This window comes from Bacillus sp. D386, assembly GCF_006346415.1.
On record NZ_VEMV01000003.1, the window covers coordinates 38,699 to 55,514 of the forward strand.

General features: G+C 40.3%; 19 protein-coding genes. 18 read left to right on the forward strand and 1 reads right to left on the reverse strand.

Annotated features, from left to right (window positions below; all coding sequences use genetic code 11):
* Nucleotides 1–15: 15 nt before the first annotated feature.
* From FHY45_RS08960 to FHY45_RS09025, 14 genes are all read left to right on the forward strand, one after another.
* Nucleotides 16–969 carry a VOC family protein gene (locus tag FHY45_RS08960; RefSeq protein WP_139891657.1) on the forward strand — a complete coding sequence of 318 codons (954 nt, stop codon included), beginning with the start codon at nt 16–18 and terminating at the stop codon, nt 967–969.
* Nucleotides 970–985: 16 nt separating this feature from the next.
* Complete coding sequence (locus FHY45_RS08965; protein ID WP_139891659.1) at nt 986–1,456, forward strand: flavin reductase family protein; 471 nt, start codon at nt 986–988, stop codon at nt 1,454–1,456.
* A gap of 14 nt (nt 1,457–1,470) precedes the next feature.
* Nucleotides 1,471–2,241, forward strand: a complete 771-nt coding sequence (locus tag FHY45_RS08970) for a 2-keto-4-pentenoate hydratase (protein WP_139891661.1) — start codon at nt 1,471–1,473, stop codon at nt 2,239–2,241.
* Between the two features lie 9 nt (nt 2,242–2,250).
* Nucleotides 2,251–3,138, forward strand: coding sequence for an acetaldehyde dehydrogenase (acetylating) (locus tag FHY45_RS08975; protein WP_139891663.1), 888 nt, complete (start codon nt 2,251–2,253; stop codon nt 3,136–3,138).
* Nucleotides 3,135–4,136 (forward strand): 4-hydroxy-2-oxovalerate aldolase, encoded by a 1,002-nt coding sequence (dmpG, locus tag FHY45_RS08980; RefSeq protein ID WP_139891665.1) that lies wholly within the window; start codon nt 3,135–3,137, stop codon nt 4,134–4,136. Before FHY45_RS08975 ends, dmpG begins: the two co-directional genes overlap by 4 nt.
* 316 nt (nt 4,137–4,452) lie before the next feature.
* A complete protein-coding gene (locus FHY45_RS08985; protein WP_139891667.1) occupies nt 4,453–5,406 on the forward strand; it encodes an SMP-30/gluconolactonase/LRE family protein in 954 nt (317 codons plus the stop codon).
* Between the two features lie 141 nt (nt 5,407–5,547).
* Nucleotides 5,548–6,498 (forward strand): VOC family protein, encoded by a 951-nt coding sequence (locus FHY45_RS08990; protein ID WP_139891669.1) that lies wholly within the window; start codon nt 5,548–5,550, stop codon nt 6,496–6,498.
* Nucleotides 6,499–6,522: 24 nt separating this feature from the next.
* A complete protein-coding gene (locus FHY45_RS08995) occupies nt 6,523–7,308 on the forward strand; it encodes an FAD synthetase family protein (protein ID WP_139891671.1) in 786 nt (261 codons plus the stop codon).
* Between the two features lie 14 nt (nt 7,309–7,322).
* Nucleotides 7,323–8,216, forward strand: coding sequence for an isocitrate lyase/PEP mutase family protein (locus tag FHY45_RS09000; protein ID WP_225983586.1), 894 nt, complete (start codon nt 7,323–7,325; stop codon nt 8,214–8,216).
* A complete protein-coding gene (locus FHY45_RS09005) occupies nt 8,213–9,628 on the forward strand; it encodes an FAD-binding protein (protein WP_139891673.1) in 1,416 nt (471 codons plus the stop codon). Before FHY45_RS09000 ends, FHY45_RS09005 begins: the two co-directional genes overlap by 4 nt.
* A gap of 15 nt (nt 9,629–9,643) precedes the next feature.
* Nucleotides 9,644–10,378, forward strand: a complete 735-nt coding sequence (locus FHY45_RS09010; RefSeq protein WP_139891675.1) for an SDR family NAD(P)-dependent oxidoreductase — start codon at nt 9,644–9,646, stop codon at nt 10,376–10,378.
* A gap of 20 nt (nt 10,379–10,398) precedes the next feature.
* Nucleotides 10,399–10,842, forward strand: coding sequence for a GlcG/HbpS family heme-binding protein (locus tag FHY45_RS09015; protein WP_139891677.1), 444 nt, complete (start codon nt 10,399–10,401; stop codon nt 10,840–10,842).
* Between the two features lie 4 nt (nt 10,843–10,846).
* A complete protein-coding gene (locus FHY45_RS09020) occupies nt 10,847–12,223 on the forward strand; it encodes an FAD-dependent oxidoreductase (protein ID WP_139891679.1) in 1,377 nt (458 codons plus the stop codon).
* Complete coding sequence (locus tag FHY45_RS09025; protein ID WP_139891681.1) at nt 12,220–13,065, forward strand: aspartate/glutamate racemase family protein; 846 nt, start codon at nt 12,220–12,222, stop codon at nt 13,063–13,065. The genes FHY45_RS09020 and FHY45_RS09025 overlap by 4 nt, the downstream gene beginning before the upstream one ends.
* Nucleotides 13,066–13,144: 79 nt before the next feature.
* On the opposite strand, the gene FHY45_RS09030 is transcribed toward FHY45_RS09025, so the two are convergent.
* Nucleotides 13,145–13,483, reverse strand: coding sequence for a heme oxygenase (locus FHY45_RS09030; protein ID WP_139891683.1), 339 nt, complete (start codon nt 13,481–13,483; stop codon nt 13,145–13,147).
* Between the two features lie 724 nt (nt 13,484–14,207).
* Here FHY45_RS09030 and FHY45_RS09035 point away from each other — a divergent pair.
* The 4 genes from FHY45_RS09035 (at nt 14,208) to FHY45_RS09050 (ending at nt 16,752) form a co-directional block, all read left to right on the forward strand.
* Complete coding sequence (locus tag FHY45_RS09035) at nt 14,208–15,467, forward strand: Y-family DNA polymerase (protein ID WP_139891685.1); 1,260 nt, start codon at nt 14,208–14,210, stop codon at nt 15,465–15,467.
* Between the two features lie 28 nt (nt 15,468–15,495).
* Nucleotides 15,496–15,834: a YolD-like family protein gene (locus tag FHY45_RS09040; RefSeq protein WP_066107721.1), complete on the forward strand. Its 339-nt coding sequence runs from the start codon at nt 15,496–15,498 to the stop codon at nt 15,832–15,834.
* Between the two features lie 241 nt (nt 15,835–16,075).
* Nucleotides 16,076–16,288 (forward strand): hypothetical protein, encoded by a 213-nt coding sequence (locus FHY45_RS09045; protein WP_066107718.1) that lies wholly within the window; start codon nt 16,076–16,078, stop codon nt 16,286–16,288.
* 143 nt (nt 16,289–16,431) lie between these two features.
* On the forward strand, nt 16,432–16,752 hold the full coding sequence (locus tag FHY45_RS09050) for an iron-sulfur cluster biosynthesis family protein (protein ID WP_066107713.1): 321 nt from the start codon (nt 16,432–16,434) through the stop codon (nt 16,750–16,752).
* Nucleotides 16,753–16,816: the final 64 nt, after the last annotated feature.

Below are 16,816 nucleotides of genomic sequence, written 5' to 3' on the forward strand. Positions count from 1 at the left end.
TAGGAGGTAGGGAAAATGAGTAAACCGGAAATTTCAAAATTAGGGCATTTTGGATTAGTAAGTACAGATTTAGAGAAATCATTATGGTTCTTTAAAGAAGTTATTGGTTTGGAAGAAACAGATGTTCAGGATGGTGTGCATTATTTGCGTGCTTGGGGGGACTTTGAGCATCATACATTAACGATTCGTGCAGGAGAAGAATCCCATTTGGATCATATTGCCTGGCGTACAAAACGTCGTGAAGATGTGGATCTATTTGCGGAGCAGTTGCAAAATAGTGGTATGACAATCGAATGGGTAGAAGAAGGGGCAGAAAAAGGACAGGGGAAGGCATTTCGCTTTAAACTCCCTAGTAATCATACATTTGAAATTTACTTCGATATGGAAAAAACCTTGGCTTCACCTGAAACACGTTCTGTATTAAAAAACCAAACACATAAGTCTTGGAATCGTGGGGTTTCACCCCGAAGGATTGACCATGTTAATCTATTAAGCTCTCTTCCGGCTAACGAGCTATCCGATTTTATGCAAGAACACTTAGGTTTCAATTTACGGGAATATGTAGAAGCACCGGACGGTACCTATGTAGGTGCCTGGTTAAGTGTGACACCGCTTGTCCATGATATTGCATTTAGCTTTGATCCGAATTCACCATCCACACATGAAGTTCACCATATTGCCTATTGGTTGGATAACGCACAGGATTTATTGCGTGCAGCTGATATTTTGAAGGAGAATGGAATTTACTTCAAAGGACCAGGGAAGCACGGAATCTCGCAGGCTATGTATATTTATGCCATTGATCCAGGCAGTGGGGTAAGGCTGGAGATCTTCACAAATGGTTATCTCATTTTTGAACCGGATTGGGAGCCAATTCGTTGGACAGTCGAAGAAATGGAGATTGGTTTCACCTATTGGGGAGACCAAATGGACGCCAATACTGAAAACAATCCAACCATTAAAGCATAAAAAGGAGGTTAACCAAATGGATGATCGTTTATTTCGAAATGCAATGAGTAAGTTTGCTACGGGCGTGACCGTCATAACAACAGAGCATGAAGGACAGGCTCACGGTATGACAGCAAATGCATTTATGTCCGTCTCACTCGATCCGAAATTGGTTGTCATTTCAATCGGTGAAAAAGCGCGTTGTTTAAATAAAATCCGTGAAAGTAAACAGTTTGCGGTCAATATTCTGGCAGAGGATCAACAAGACTATTCAATGATTTTTGCTGGACAGAAGAAAGACGGTGCTGCTATTACATTTGATCGATTGGCGGATGTTCCGGTATTAAGCGGTGTTTTGGCACAGATTAGTTGTGACGTTGTTTCAGAGTATGTTGAAGGAGACCATACCTTATTTATTGGTAAAGTCCGGGCAATCCAGCTTGAAGATAAAAATCCCCTTGTATTCTTTGCGGGGCAATACAGGTTATTAGAGTCTGTAACCGTTTAAGGAGGCCATTTAAATTGGATATTCAAAAAGCAGCTTTCGATTTACTTGTAGCTGAACGTTTGAAAACACCGATTGAACCTTTTACATCGTCAACCGATCTCTCGGTTGACGATGCTTATCGTATTCAGCTTTTGCAAATTAATGAGAAGTTAAAAGATGCACATTTGGTAGGAATGAAGATTGGTTTAACAAGTAAAGTTATGCAAACGATGTTTAATGTCGATACTCCTGATTTTGGGCATATTTTAAATACGATGGTATTTGAAAATAGACAGACACTTTCGGTTTCTCGATTTATTGAACCGAAAGTTGAATTTGAGCTGGCCTTTGTTTTGAAGGAAGATTTAAAAGGTCCTGATGTGACCAGTGAACAAGTTTTGGCAGCGACTGAGGCAATTGTCCCTGCCATTGAAATCATTGATAGCCGTATTAAGAATTGGCAATTTAAATTTCAGGATACGGTTGCAGATAATGGATCCTCTGCCGGTGCAGTATTGGGGGAAAAACACCCTGTGCCTTCATTGGAGCAATTAGCTAATATTCGAGTTGTCGCCAAGAAGAATGGTGAAGTATTTGATGAAGGTATGAGCAGTGCAGTGATGGGAAATCCGGCCAAAGCGGTGGCCTGGTTGGCCAATATGCTTGCAGACTATGATATTACTTTGAAGGCAGGGCATTTTATTTTAGCCGGTGCGATTACGGCTGCGGTACCATTTGAATCAGGAGATGTCTTTGAAGTGGATTTTGGTTCCTATGGAGAAGTGAAACTATCTTTTACGGAATGAGGTGAGCATATGGAAAAGTTGAAAGTAGGAATTATTGGTTCAGGAAATATCGGGACAGATTTAATGTATAAAATCGAACGATGCGATGCTTTGGAAATGTCAGTTATGGTCGGGATTGATCCTGAATCGGAAGGTTTAAAGCGAGCCCGTGACCGGGGATATGTCACAATTGATAACGGTATTGAGGGTTTATCTGAAAAAATGGAACTGGTCGATATCGTTTTTGATGCAACAAGCGCTTATGCTCACAAGGCAAATTATGAAGCTGTTAAATCAGCGGGAAAGAAAATGATTGATTTAACACCGGCGGCAATTGGACCATACACGGTGCCGCCGGTTAATTTAATGGAACATTTAGATAAGGATAATGTCAATTTGGTAACTTGCGGAGGCCAGGCTACGATACCAATCGTTCATGCAATTGGCCGGATTGTTCCTGTAGAATATGCAGAAATTATAGCAACAGTCGCAAGTAAAAGTGCAGGACCTGGCACACGCGCCAATATTGATGAATTTACAAGGACAACCTCTAAAGCAATAGAAGTTGTCGGAGGAGCTAAGAAAGGTAAAGCAATCATTATATTAAATCCAGCAGAACCGCCGATTATCATGCGCGATACGGTTCATGCCATTGTGGAAGCGTCAGGACAGGAAGCGGAAATTACACAGTCCATTCAAACAATGATTAAAGAAGTTCAACAATATGTACCTGGTTATCGGCTGCGGGGAGAACCTATTTTTGAAGGGAATAAGGTTTCTGTATTCCTCGAAGTAGAGGGTGCAGGAGATTTCTTCCCTTCCTATTCTGGGAATCTGGATATAATGACAGCTGCGGCTGCCCGTGTAGCTAATGAAATGGCGAAGAACATTGTGATGCAGGGAGGTGCTATTTCATGAGAGATATTCACGTATTAGACGTATCCTTACGTGATGGGAGCCATTCAATGAAACATGCTTTCACAGAGCAACAAGTCCGGAATATTGCGAGTGGTCTGGAGCGAGCGAATATTGAATATTTCGAAGTGGCACATGGAGATGGACTAGGTGGTTCAAGTCTGCAATATGGTCTATCTGCGGTTGATGAACTGAAATTAATAGAAGCTGCGGTAGAAGAATGCACCAATGCAAAAGTGGCTGTGTTACTCATTCCGGGAATTGGGATTAAAGATGACCTGAAAGAGGCGGTAAAAGCAGGTGCTAAAATGGCAAGAATTGCGACACATGTAACGGAAGCTGATATTGGAGCGCAACATATAGCCATGAGCCGTGAATTAGGTTTGAAAACGGTTGGTTTTTTAATGATGGCCCATATGGCACCGACAGATGTTATCGTGAAGCAGGCTCAATTATTTGAGAGCTATGGAGCTGAGATCGTATATGTGACCGATTCGGCAGGAAATATGTTACCTCATCAGGTGACAGAGCGGATCCGTGCATTGAAAGAAAATGTCGGAATTGAAATTGGTTTCCATGCACATAACAATCTATCTCTGGCTATGGCTAATTCATTAGCCGCGATTGAAGCAGGTGCCACGTATATCGACGGCTCACTACGTGCACTTGGGGCGGGCAGCGGCAATACACAAACAGAAGTCCTGGTAGCTGTTTTGCAAAGACTTGGTATTCAAACGGGTGTTGATTTATATAACATAATCGATGTTGCCAATAAGATGGTTGCGCCCATCCTGCCAAGACCGCAAGAAATCTCAGGTTCCAGCCTTATTATGGGCTATGCGGGAGTTTACTCAAGCTTCTTATTACATACAGAAAAAGCTGCCCGACAATTTGGAGTGGACGAACGAGAGATTTTAATAGAATTGGGTGAACGCAAAACGGTTGGGGGACAAGAGGATCTTATTTATGAAGTTGCCCAGCAATTAATGTTAGCTAAATAGATCTATAGCAATCTCTAAGAGAAAAGAAGGAAGATTAATTAGCGATCTTTCTTCTTTTTTCAAATTCTATCGATTTTTTGAATCATGAATGGTAGTTCCACTAAGAATTTTACCATTTGTAAGATTAATTGGCAGATAAGGTTTCAGGTGGTAGGGGAAATACTTTACTGGTTTTTAGATTATGGTGATGATGGCTTCTGTAAGGCACGGACATCCGAGTAAATGGATTTCATGCAGTTAAATTTTAATGAGGGATGGTGAATAGAAGAACTTCGATTAAATTGACACACTATCCATAAACGTAGGTGATGAAAATATGAAAAAATGTGGACAGTATCGTGCCAAATTTGGTAAAGGCCCCATTTGGCACGAAGCGTATGGAATTATGTGGCTGGATATCGCTTCTAAACGAATTATTACGTATAATCCCGCAACTGAACAAGAGAATGTATATGATGCTTTAGGCTGGATTAAGGCGATCATTCCATTAAAGGATGGAAGATTTATTGGTATATATAAAGACGGTTTATATCATTTAAACTTTAAACAGGGAATTAAGTCTCCTTTTGTTATACAGGAATCATGGAATAATATGTGTTATTTGAATGATGGAAAGTGTGGACCTGATGGACAAATTTGGGTTGGTTCATCGGATGGCTTTTTTAAAAGCTTTAAAGAATCACCTCATACTGCCTTTTCGCAATATCCTTTTTCGAATTCAAAATTATATTGTATAAATACGTTCGGTAATGTTTCAGTACAAGTGGATGGAATCACGCTATCTAATGGATTAGATTGGGACAGGAAAACAAATAAATTTTATCATATTGATTCGTCGAAATACTCTATTTACCAATATCAACTTATGGAAAACGATCAGATTCAATTTGAAAAAATTGTGTATACATTTGAGATGGATGAAGGGTTTCCTGCTGGCATGGCAGTAGATGGAGAGGGAAACTTGTGGGTTTCCCTTTTTAAAGGTGGAATTGTGGCATCCATTTCAAAAAAGCCGACTCGTATTGTTTGTATCAATCCGAGGAAGATGCAGGTTATTAAGGAAATTGTGATTCCCTTATCCCATATATCTTCGTGTACGATTGGCGGAGAGAAAATGGATACCTTATTTGTTACCACGGCCTATGAACCACTTTCTGAAGAAAAAGTGAAGCAGGAACCGTTTGCGGGTTATTTATTACAAATGAAGATTGAATCTATCGGTGTAGCAAACTATGAATTTGCACTGAATAATGAAAATAGTAAGAGATAAAATTCGGTATATTTTTATGGAAAATCAATTAGTTTTAAGAAAAATGCTGTGTAGCTATCCGTATTGTTGTTTTGTAAGATTAAAACGAAGTAAGCGGAAGGCTCAGATAAATAGAATTGTAGCAAGGAGGTCATGGAGAAGATGAAGCCGGAAATTGCAAAGCTTGGGCATGTTGCACTTGTGACAAGTGATTTAGAGAAGTCATTATTCTTTTTTAAAGAAGTCATTGGTTTGGAAGAAACAGAAGAAGTAGATGGTGTCCATTATTTACGCGCGTACAGTGATTTTCAACATCATACATTAAGTGTCGAAGCTGGTGACAGCGGTTACATTAAGCGGATCGGCTGGCGTACAAAAACACCTCAATGTCTGCAGGGATTTAAACAGCTGCTGGCAGATCAAGAGGTTGAAGTAACAGAATATCCAAAAGGGACAACAGTAGGTATTGGAGAGTCCATACGTTTTAAAATGCCAAGTGGCCATACTTTTGAATTGTATTATGATGTTGAAAAGCCAAAGGCACTCAATGGGCATGCTTCCGTTTTGAAAAATCAAGTTTATAAGTCATGGAGGAAAGGGATCTCTCCACGTCGTTTTGATCATGTTAATATACACACATCTACTGATGCTGATCAATCTTATGACTTTTTAATCGATGTCTTAGGATTCAATATGAGAGAGTATATGCGTGGGGATGAGGGGATTTTGGCAGGATGGTTAAGTGTTACCGCATTGGTACATGATGTTGCCTTATTAAAGAAAGACACGTTACCAACCCCTGCACGCCTACACCATATTTCATACTGGTTGGATGATTCGCAGGATATTTTACGTGCAGCTGATATTTTAAAAGAAAACGGAATGACGTTTATCGGTCCTGGAAAACATGGTGCATCACAAGCAATTTACTTATATGTCATGGACCCGGGCAGTGGCTGCCGGGTGGAACTGTTTTCCGGCGGTTATTTAATTTTTGAACCAGACTGGGAGCCGGTTGAATGGACATTGGAAGAACGCTCATTATGTAACACATATTGGGGAGATACCGTCCAGGATAAAGAGCTTAACAATATTACTATCGAAGCGCGGTAATACCTAAAAAGGCAGGGGAGGAATATGAAAACGATTATTGTCAACGAGAAAAATCTATCCATAGTGCAGGAGAATAGTCAGCAGAATGTCATGGCTTTAGGATTTTTTGATGGAGTTCATAGAGGTCATCAAAAAGTAATTATGCGTGCTAAAGAAATAGCAAATGAGAAAGATTGTTCTCTTGCCGTAATGAGTTTCTTTCCACACCCCAAAACGGTGTTTTCAAACCAGGAAGTTGATTATTTAATGCCAATGGAACAAAAGGCAGAGCGGCTAAAAGAGTTGGGTGTAGATATTTTTTATATTACTGAGTTCACGAAGGACTTTGCTGCTCTTTCACCAGAAACATTTGTACAAGAATATTTAGTGAAGATGCAAGTGAAACATGCTGTGGCTGGCTTTGATTACACCTATGGTAAAAGGGGAGCTGGCACCATTCATACGATTGCCCCGCACAGTCAGTTTAAGATTGGTGTTGAAGTTGTTGAAAAGTTTGAGATGTATGGCTCAAAGGTGAGTTCAACCAACATCCGGGAACTTCTTCAAAATGGTCAGATCGACACCGTCACAAAGTTACTGGGCAAGCCTTATCAAGTCAAATACTCCTTTAAAGAAGGCGTTGCGCCGTATTATACACTTCCTGAAAAAGGTCTGTATTATGTAAGCATTATTTTTGAAGGAAGAATGGTTTCGCAAACAATTTATGTACAGGATTGCCACACTATACTTTTTAATCGAGAATTCTCCAATCAAGATTGTACAATCATTTTTCATCAGCGAGTAACCCAGCATGAACAAGTAATTAGTTAAGGGATTGAACTGATATGATATCAAAAACAAAACAGTTTCAACATTTATTAAATGGTTCTGAAACATTTATTTTGCCAGGTGCTTATGATGCGATGACTGCCCGATTAGTCGAAGAAGCTGGATTTGGAGCTATATATGCGACAGGTGCAGGAATATCAAATGCCCAGCTAGGTTGGGCCGATGTTGGTTTAACCACGTTAACAGAAATTGCACAGGTAGTTGCCTGGATGGCTGATGTAACAACTGTTCCTCTTGTAGTGGATGCAGATACGGGGTTTGGCAATGCCATTAACATGCAAAGAACGGTCAGAATATTGGAGCGTGCCGGTGCGGCAGCCATTCAGATCGAGGATCAGGTGATGCCCAAAAAATGTGGTCATTTTAATGGAAAAGAAGTGATCTCTAAAGAGGAGATGATAGGAAAAATAAAAGCAGCCCTTGATGCTCGGGCCGATGAAGACTTTGCGATTATCGCGCGTACAGATGCACTGGCGGTCCATGGGATTGAAGAAGCGGTTGACCGAGCGAATGCGTATAAGGAAGCTGGTGCACATGCCATATTTGTTGAGGCACCAACTGCCATCGATCAGATAGCATCCATTCCAAAGTTAGTGCCGGATATTCCTTTAATATTAAACTTGGTGGAAGGCGGTAAAACACCTCTTATTTCAAAAGAAGAAGCCCAGGCAATGGGATATAAAATTGTGCTTTGTGCCAATACAGTGTTACGAGGTGCCATTAAAGGGGCAATGGATGCACTGCGAGTGTTGCAGCAGGACCAATCACAAGAAAATATTCATGACTATATATGCTCATGGAAAACAAGACAGGAGTTATTTAAATTACATGAAATAAATGAATTGGAAGTAAAATATTCTGAATCTTTAAAAAGTGGTGATTCCAGATGACTGAAGTAGATTACGATTTAATTATTGTTGGTTGTGGTGCAGCCGGAACAGCCACGGCTTTGGCGGCTGCTGAAAAGGCTAAAGAATCAGGAGAAAATATGTCAATTGCTATTCTCGAACGTGCGCCATTTGAAAAACGAGGCGGGAATACACGGTGGACAGCAGCTTATATGCGCATGGAAAACATTGATACACCTGCTCCAAACTTCGTTGAAGACATGTTGAATTTTTCGGATCAAGCGATGGGCCGCGAATATGCAGAGACCTTACAAAGCGAAGCAGGACCGACACTGCGTTGGGTTGAATCAAAAGGGGTGGATTTTGATTTTCTGCCAACCATGTTTTTGACAGCTTCACGTCCGCGTTTACTGCCTGTTGGGGGTGGACGTGCCATCATCGATACCCTAAGTCAGCGTGCCCGTGCTTTGGGAGTAGAAATTATTTATGAAGCAGCAGCCTGGAATTTGTCCCTAAATGATGAAGGAGCTATTAACGGAATCTTCGTACGTTCTGCAGATGGAAGCAGTATGCATTTGAAAACAAATGCTGTTGTTTTGGCTGCTGGTGGATTTCAGGGAAATAAAGAAATGATGGCCCGGTATATAGGCCATGACGCTCATAAAATACCTCCCGTATCAGAAGGAGGGCTCTTTAATAAAGGTGAAGCTATTCGAATGGCTTTAAATATTGGGGCAGCGGGGAATGGCCAATTTGATTCCTTCCACGCTGAAACGGTTGATCCACGCAGTAAACGTGAGGAAGCCGGAGTCATGTTGTTTCCGTATGCTATTTTAGTAAATCAAAATGGAGAGCGTTTTACGGATGAGGGTGTAACCACCATTGATGAACAATATGAAGAAGTGGCCCGTAAAATCTTCTATACCTGTGAAAATCATATTGCCTATATGATTACAGATCAAAAAATGTATTCGATTCCAAACTATGAAGAAGCACTTCAGACAGATATACCAGCAGTTGTCGCTGATTCTATTGAACAATTGGCCGAAAAACTAAATGTGAATTCAGAGAATCTCGTAAAAACGGTGGAGGAATTTAATAGCGCTTGTCCGGAAGGTGAATTTATCTATAACCGGTTAGATGGATTAGCAACCAAGGGATTGACTTTAAATAAATCCAATTGGTCCATTCCTATCAACGAAGGCCCCTATATTGCTTACCCAGTTCATTGCTGCAATGTGTTTACAAATGGCGGATTAGCTACTGATACAGATGGAAGGGTGTTAACGGGAGACGATATTGCTATTCCGGGTTTATATGCAGTTGGTGAAACTTCAGGCGTATACTACGGGAAATATCCGGGTGGTACATCTGTGCTTCGATGTCTGGTATTTGGTCGACGGGCTGGTAAACATGCGGTCTCGTATATTTCCAGTTTCCAAACAACCCGGTAAAAAGGAGATGATTGGGTGGAATTAAAGGGAAAAGTGGCTCTTGTCACAGGTGCAAGCCGTGGAATTGGTAAAGAAACCGTCGCTTTATTGGCTTCTCGTGGCGCGGATATCGCCATCTGTGCACTGGATCAGGAAGAGTGTGAAAAAGTTGCTGATTTTATTCGTACAACCTATTCAGTAAAAGCGATAGCTGTATCTTGTGATGTAGCCAATCAAGAGGAAGTAAAAAAAGCCGTATATGAGGTTAACAAGCAATTGGGACCGATTGATATATTAATTAACAATGCAGGTGCCATGCTGCTAAAGCCATTTACAGAAACGACAACCGCAGAATGGATGAACATGTTTGATGTTAATGTACACGGACCATATTATTTCTGCCGTGAGGTTGTGGACTCGATGAAAAATCGCCAGGAAGGGATTATTATAAATATTTCTTCCATTTGGGGAACAAAAGGCGGTCCCAATCGCAGTGCATATATTTCCTCTAAGCATGCAGTTATTGGTTTTTCAAAGGCATTGGGAGAAGAATTGAAACCTTTTGGCATACGCGTTAATGCAGTTTGCCCCGGTCCGGTAGACTCACAAATGACGGATGCATTGGGGACTAACATTGATAAAACAGGCTGGCTGCAGCCGATTGATATTGCTCATGTTATAGCTGATTTAGCACTGCCAAAAAGCAAAGCTATTACCGCTACTTCGGTTGAGGCTTTTGGTGCCGGAACGCCTGTCGGTATAGCAAAATAAATAATAAAGGGGATAGGATCATGAAAGAATTTACTTATGCTTACACGCAACAAACGATTACATTGGAACTAGCCAAAGCTATGCTTGAAAAAGCAGAGGAAAAGGGAAGAGAACTGGGAATGAAATTTGCGATTTCTATTGTTGATAAAGCAGGTAATTTAAAAGCATTTTCAGCAATGGATGGAGCACCTGTATTGGCATTGGAGATTTCTCAAAACAAGGCATTTTCAGCTGCAGCATACAATCGTGCAACCCATGAGTGGTATGATCGCTTAAAAGATGATCCACCTTTAATGACAGGTTTAGTACATACCAATCGCCTGGTCGTTTTTGGCGGCGGTTATCCAATTCACGTTAATGGTGAGTGTGTAGGCGGAATAGGCGTCAGCGGCGGTCACTATACGCATGATATGCAGCTTTGTGAGGCAGGATTAAGTGTAGTCGAGGCAGTAAAGGAAGTGTAGCTTTTTGAATCAGTTTGATTTGATTATTGTTGGTGCTGGCATGGCAGGTCTTTGTGCAGCTGTTGAGGCATCAGAGCGAGGTGCCAATGTTGTCATTTTCGAAAAGCAGGCAGACATCGGTGGCAGTTCATTGCTTAGCGGTTGTTTTATGGCGTTTGCTGAAACAGAACTTCAAAGTAAGCTTGGCATAAGTGATACTACCGAGAGTTTGATGAATGATTTGTATGTTGTCGGTCAATTTAAAAATGATAAAAATCTGGTTCAGGCATATGGGAAACATCAGCTTTCCACTTATAACTGGTTAGTTTCACATGGAGTAATATTTCAAAATTGTCAGGCCGTAAGTGGCCATTCAAGCCCTCGGGGGCATACGATCATTCCTGATCAGGCCATTCAAACACTGAAAAACCATGCTTTGAATAATGGTGTTTCACTGCATGTTAATAGTCCTGTCGTACGTTTGCTAACTGAGCAACAAAAAGTAGTGGGTGTACTTTATCAACAAAATGGCGAGCAAAAGGAATGCTATACATCTAAAGGGGTCGCTTTAACCGCAGGTGGATTCTCACAAAGTGAAGATTTATTAGGAGCCTTTGCACCACAGCTTGAACACACAATCAGGTTAGGTGGAGAAGGGAACCATGGAGATGGCATTAAATTAGCAGCTTCCGTAGGTGCCTGGTTAGAGGATTTTCCATACTTAAAAGGAACATACGGCTTTCATCCGAGTTCTACTAATCAAAAGAAACGGCAGGCTCATGCCTTTTATAAAGGCGGCATCATTGTGAATGAACAGGGGAAACGATTTGTTAATGAGTCGATTTCCTACAAATTATTGGGTGATGCTGCATTGCAGCAGCCTAATCAACATACATTTCAAGTTTGGGATCAAACGGTTATGGATCAGGGTGTCGAACATGATGCGCTATATGATTTTCAATTATTGTTTAATGAAGGCTTAATTATCCAGGCTGAGACACTTGAGGAATTGGCCGAAAAAACAGGTCTCCCAAGTCAATCTCTTCACCAAACGATTGACTCATATAATAGGCATCTTATTACCAGTGATGACCCATTCGGTCGTAACACATTGACCCATACATTTGGTAAGCCACCCCCGATTCAAACCGGTCCTTTTTACGCAATGGAAACAGTGACTGCTATGCTCGCTACATATGCAGGAGTTCGTGTAAACGAGGATGCAGAAGTTTTAAATCCGTTCGGCGACCCAATTAAAGGATTATATGCAGCCGGAGAAATGGTGGGTGGCTTCCATGGAGCGGGTTATATGACAGGGAGCTCGCTCGGAAAGGCAGCTATTTTTGGACGTATTGCTGCTGAACAAGCCCTTCGAATAAAGGAAGAGGAGGTAGCGCGATGAAAATTTGGCATCAAAGCTTAACTTCCATTGAAGACATACCTGAATATCGTGATGCGGTCATACAGCATGTATCCAAAATTGCTCGACCAGATGTTGATGTCGTCTTACATGGAATGACAAAGGAGACTTATCCTGCTCAATACCCGGGGCACTATATTACCTACAACTATCTGCAAAGCCTGCATAAAGAGCAATTTATTCGAAACACATTGATTGCTGAAAGGGCAGGGTATGATGCTGTTTTTATAGCTACCATACCGGATGTCGGCTTGATTGAGGCTTGTTCATTAGTGGACATCCCGGTTATTGGCTACGGCCAGGCATCCATGCATATTGCCTCAATGCTTGGAACAAGAATAGGCATCGTGAATTTTTTAGCTCCACTGGCAGATCAGTTACGTTTTAATGCGAAGCAATATGGTCTTGAACAAAAATTGGGCCCGATTATTCAGGCGGATATTGGATTTTATGATATTTTGGAAGGATTTAAAAATCCTGAGCCGATTTTGGAGAAATTTAAAGCTGCCGCAAAAACAGCTATTGCCGAAGGGGCAGATGTCATTATTCCTGGAGAAGGTCCGATGAATATATTTTTAGCAACCCACGGTATTCATCATATTGAAGATGTCCCGATTATCGATTCATTCGGCTCGGCCATTAAAATGTGTGAATCACTTGTCGATTTGCAGAAAATTAGTGGTATGACGACTACGCGAAAAGGGTATTATCATGCAAAACCACCCGAAGAGATTGTTGAAAAACTGCGTGACTATTATCAGTTGCAAGCTATAACCAAGGAAATGGATTTTGGATTATCCGTGCGTGAGTTTGCTGCTAATTAATACAATTGAGCATGATTATATTGATAGAATATAGCATAAAAGGTCTTTCCTAAGTTTTTGGAAAGACCTTTTGCGTACATTATTTTGTTGGAGCTGCTTCTTTTACAGACGCTACTCTAAATGTAGTTTGTTGGCTTCCTAACATAGGAGAGTCCTGTTTAGCTTCATTCGGTTTGCCTTCCGGACGTTTGTGCGCTTTTTTGAAGGAGTCGCTGTTTTTCCAGGCAAGGAAGCTTTCTTCATCCTCCCAGTACATATTGACGCTCATCTCATCATATTCTGTCAGGCCCTCTGTAAGTAAAACCTCTACTTTAACAAATCCTTTAAATTTATCTAATTCGTTACCGGAAGTGAAACGGCCTGCCATTTTTTCTGCGAAACCTGGTTTGGTTTTAATTTTGTTTTGAACAACAATCATGTGATCATTCTCCTTTTATTTTTATTTTTCTGGAAAATATATCAGATTACTTCTTTGAAAATCACTCTTACACTGCTATTATATATCTTTTTCGAAGATTTTGAATTCATTATGCTTTAGGATTTGCTAATCATGGCTCTATCATATTTTTTCTATATGATTGAAAAGCATTGCATGATGAAATAACCAACATAGTTCGTTCATCCTTCTATATAACCCTTCAAATAGATTAGTAATCAATTTTTCTATTATTTTTTGCAAAAAGATCTTAAATTAAGAGTTTTCGAGACTTACGAGTCAAAATTTGAGTGACTAAATGACTGTATAAGCTAGATTAGTCTAGTAATCCAGCCGATTTTCGCAGGAATTGAGCGGAAATTGATATTAATTGAGCGGAATTCCATATAATCGAGCGGAAATGGAGTGGAATTGAGCGATTTTCGTAATAATTGAACGAAACTCAACATAATTGCTCTAATTTACTTATTTATGAGCGAATTGAAAAGGAGAAAAGTGAAAATAATAGTAGATGAAGCGACTGTTTTTAAAACGTTTTCGTAAATTTTTATGGTGAACTATGTCCGTTGTCTTAAAGTATTTGCACGCTTCCATGCTCTTATACATAAATTGTAAATAATTTTCCATTGAATACGAACGTATATTCGCTTATCATTAAGAATATAATAAAGACGAACATACATTCTATTTAAAAGAAGGTTTTAACATGATTGATTACAGTACTTTACCGCATCATTATGTTATGTGCGTGGATATGAAAAGTTTTTTTGCCAGCTGTTCAGCGGTGATGATGGGACTGGATCCGCTTGAATGTTATTTGGCTGTGGTGAGTGATACGGAACGGAGCGGCAGTGTGGTGCTGGCTTCATCTCCCAAAATGAAGAAAGAGTTTGGCATTAAGACAGGCTCGAGATTGTTTGAGATTCCGGATGATCCGCGCATTATAAAGGTTAATCCTAATATGGCTACGTATTTGCGTATCTCTACTGAAATCAGCCGTTTATTCAATCGATATGTACCTAAAAGCGCAATTCATACGTACAGTGTGGATGAAAGCTTCTTAAAGGTGGATGGGACCACTCGTCTATGGGGAGATATCGTAGAAATTGCTGAAAAAATCCAGGATGAAATTGATCGGGAATTCCAGCTTCCATGCGCGATTGGAATCGGTCCGAATATGCTGCTTGCTAAGCTGTGTCTTGATTTGGAGGCCAAGAAAAAAGGAATCTCCCAATGGACCTATGAGGATGTACCAGAAAAATTATGGCCCTTATCCCCCTTGAGCGAAATGTGGGGAATCGGAAAGCCGATGGAAAAGAAGCTGAATGGAATGGGGATTTTTTCAATCGGTCAATTGGCGCGTTATGATCTGGCGACGCTTGAAAAGAAGTTTGGCATTATGGGCAATCAATTGTATCACCATGCCTGGGGTGTTGATTTATCGGATATCGGTGCTCCGATTATGGAAGGGCAAATCAGCTTTGGAAAAGGCCAGGTTTTACTGCGTGATTATAAAAAGCCTGAGGAAATCAAGCATGTTATTCTGGAAATGAGTGAGGAAGTAGCAAGAAGAACACGTGCAAGCGGGATGGCGGGCAGAACCGTCAGCTTGGGAATTTATTATAGCCAGGATGAATTTGGAGGCGGATTTCATCGCTCTATGACAAGAGAAACGCCGACCAATATTACGATGGATATTTATGAAATGTGTTTAACCTTGTTTGAACGGTTTTATACAGGCAAAACAGTTAGGAAAATTTCTATTACACTTTCGAATGTTATCCCCGATCGAGAGATGCAAATCAGTCTATTTGACCAGGATAGCTGGCGCAAACGCGAACTTGGCTTTGTGATGGATCGAATGCGTAAAAAATTTGGATCGAATGCGATTTTACGTGCCGTGTCGTATACAGAGGCAGGAACGGCCAAGCATCGAAGTACGTTGGTTGGAGGACATAGAGCATAACAGACAAGTGAAATGGAGGCTGCAGGGAATGATTCGAGATCGCGGAAAAATAAAATGGACATCAATGATGCTGCCTGAACACGTAACAATGCTTAGAGCATGGGCACATGAGGACAGCTATGAAACAAGGAATGAGCTTGATGAACAGCAAGTGGAAGCGATGAATACGATAATTATGGAGGCTTTGGAATATGGGAAGCCTGTGATGATCCGCTATTACCGTACAGCCAGTCGCCGGTACGGTACGGTGGAAGGACATATTCATTATTGCAATGAACAGGCTCAAAAGCTTCATATCGTTGATGAGGACGGAGATGTTTGTTTTGTATTTTATCAGGAAATTATGGACGTACAATTGAAAAATTGATGGCCTGCAATTTGCTATAAGCTTATGCATATGTTGGTTATGGCTCTTCTTTTTTGTTCTAAATAAACTTTACTACCCAATTTTGAGGACATGAAAACGCAAATATTAGACAAAATTCCACAAAAAGTTTACTATGTATATAGACCTAGAAGTAAGAAATATACAGATAATGAATTTTTAACATCGATTTCAGTTCTGATAACTTTGCCATGGGATATCAAAACAAAAGGGGTAAAGAAAAATGGAAAAAGAAAAATATAGCACGATTTATCAAGCACCTTATGGATTAGTTATAGGAGAGTTAAAAAAAGAAATGACTAAAGAAGATGCTGTAGCATTAGGGCAAAAATATTGCTCAGAGAATGGTTTCAGTTATAAAGGTACGTATACTGGCGATGAAGCAGTGGCGGCTTTACAAAGTTTGATACAAAAACATACGAGAGCAGTTCATTAAGCTGAACGTTCATTTTTAAGACATAGAGGCAGTGTTCATTGAATGCTGCTTTTTTTATTTCAGATTTAATTATTAACAGGTTTGCGGGTTAAGTGAAATCGGGAACCTATGAGATAAATAGAGAGAAAGCATGGTGGACAACAGTGGAAATTACATGGACAGACGCAGCATTAGAAAAGGTAAAAGACAAGCTGACAGATCAAGAAGGCGTATTTTGTTTGAAGTATGAAACAGAAGGCTGTGGCTGCGTAGTAAGCGGTGTAACCAATTTATATTTTGTTAAAGAAACTACTTCTCAAGAAGTAAAATGGGAAACCAATGCCTATCCTGTATGGTTAAATAAATATCATGAAATCTTTTTAGATGAAAAGCTTATTATTGATTATTCCAGCAGTACAAATAGCTATCAGCTGAAAAGCCCTAATCAGTATTTAAATCCAATGATGAATGTCATCTTTCAATAGGCTCTATAAGGAGAAAATTCAAAAGGTTCAGTCAGAAATTTTGACTGAACCTTTTTTTAAACGA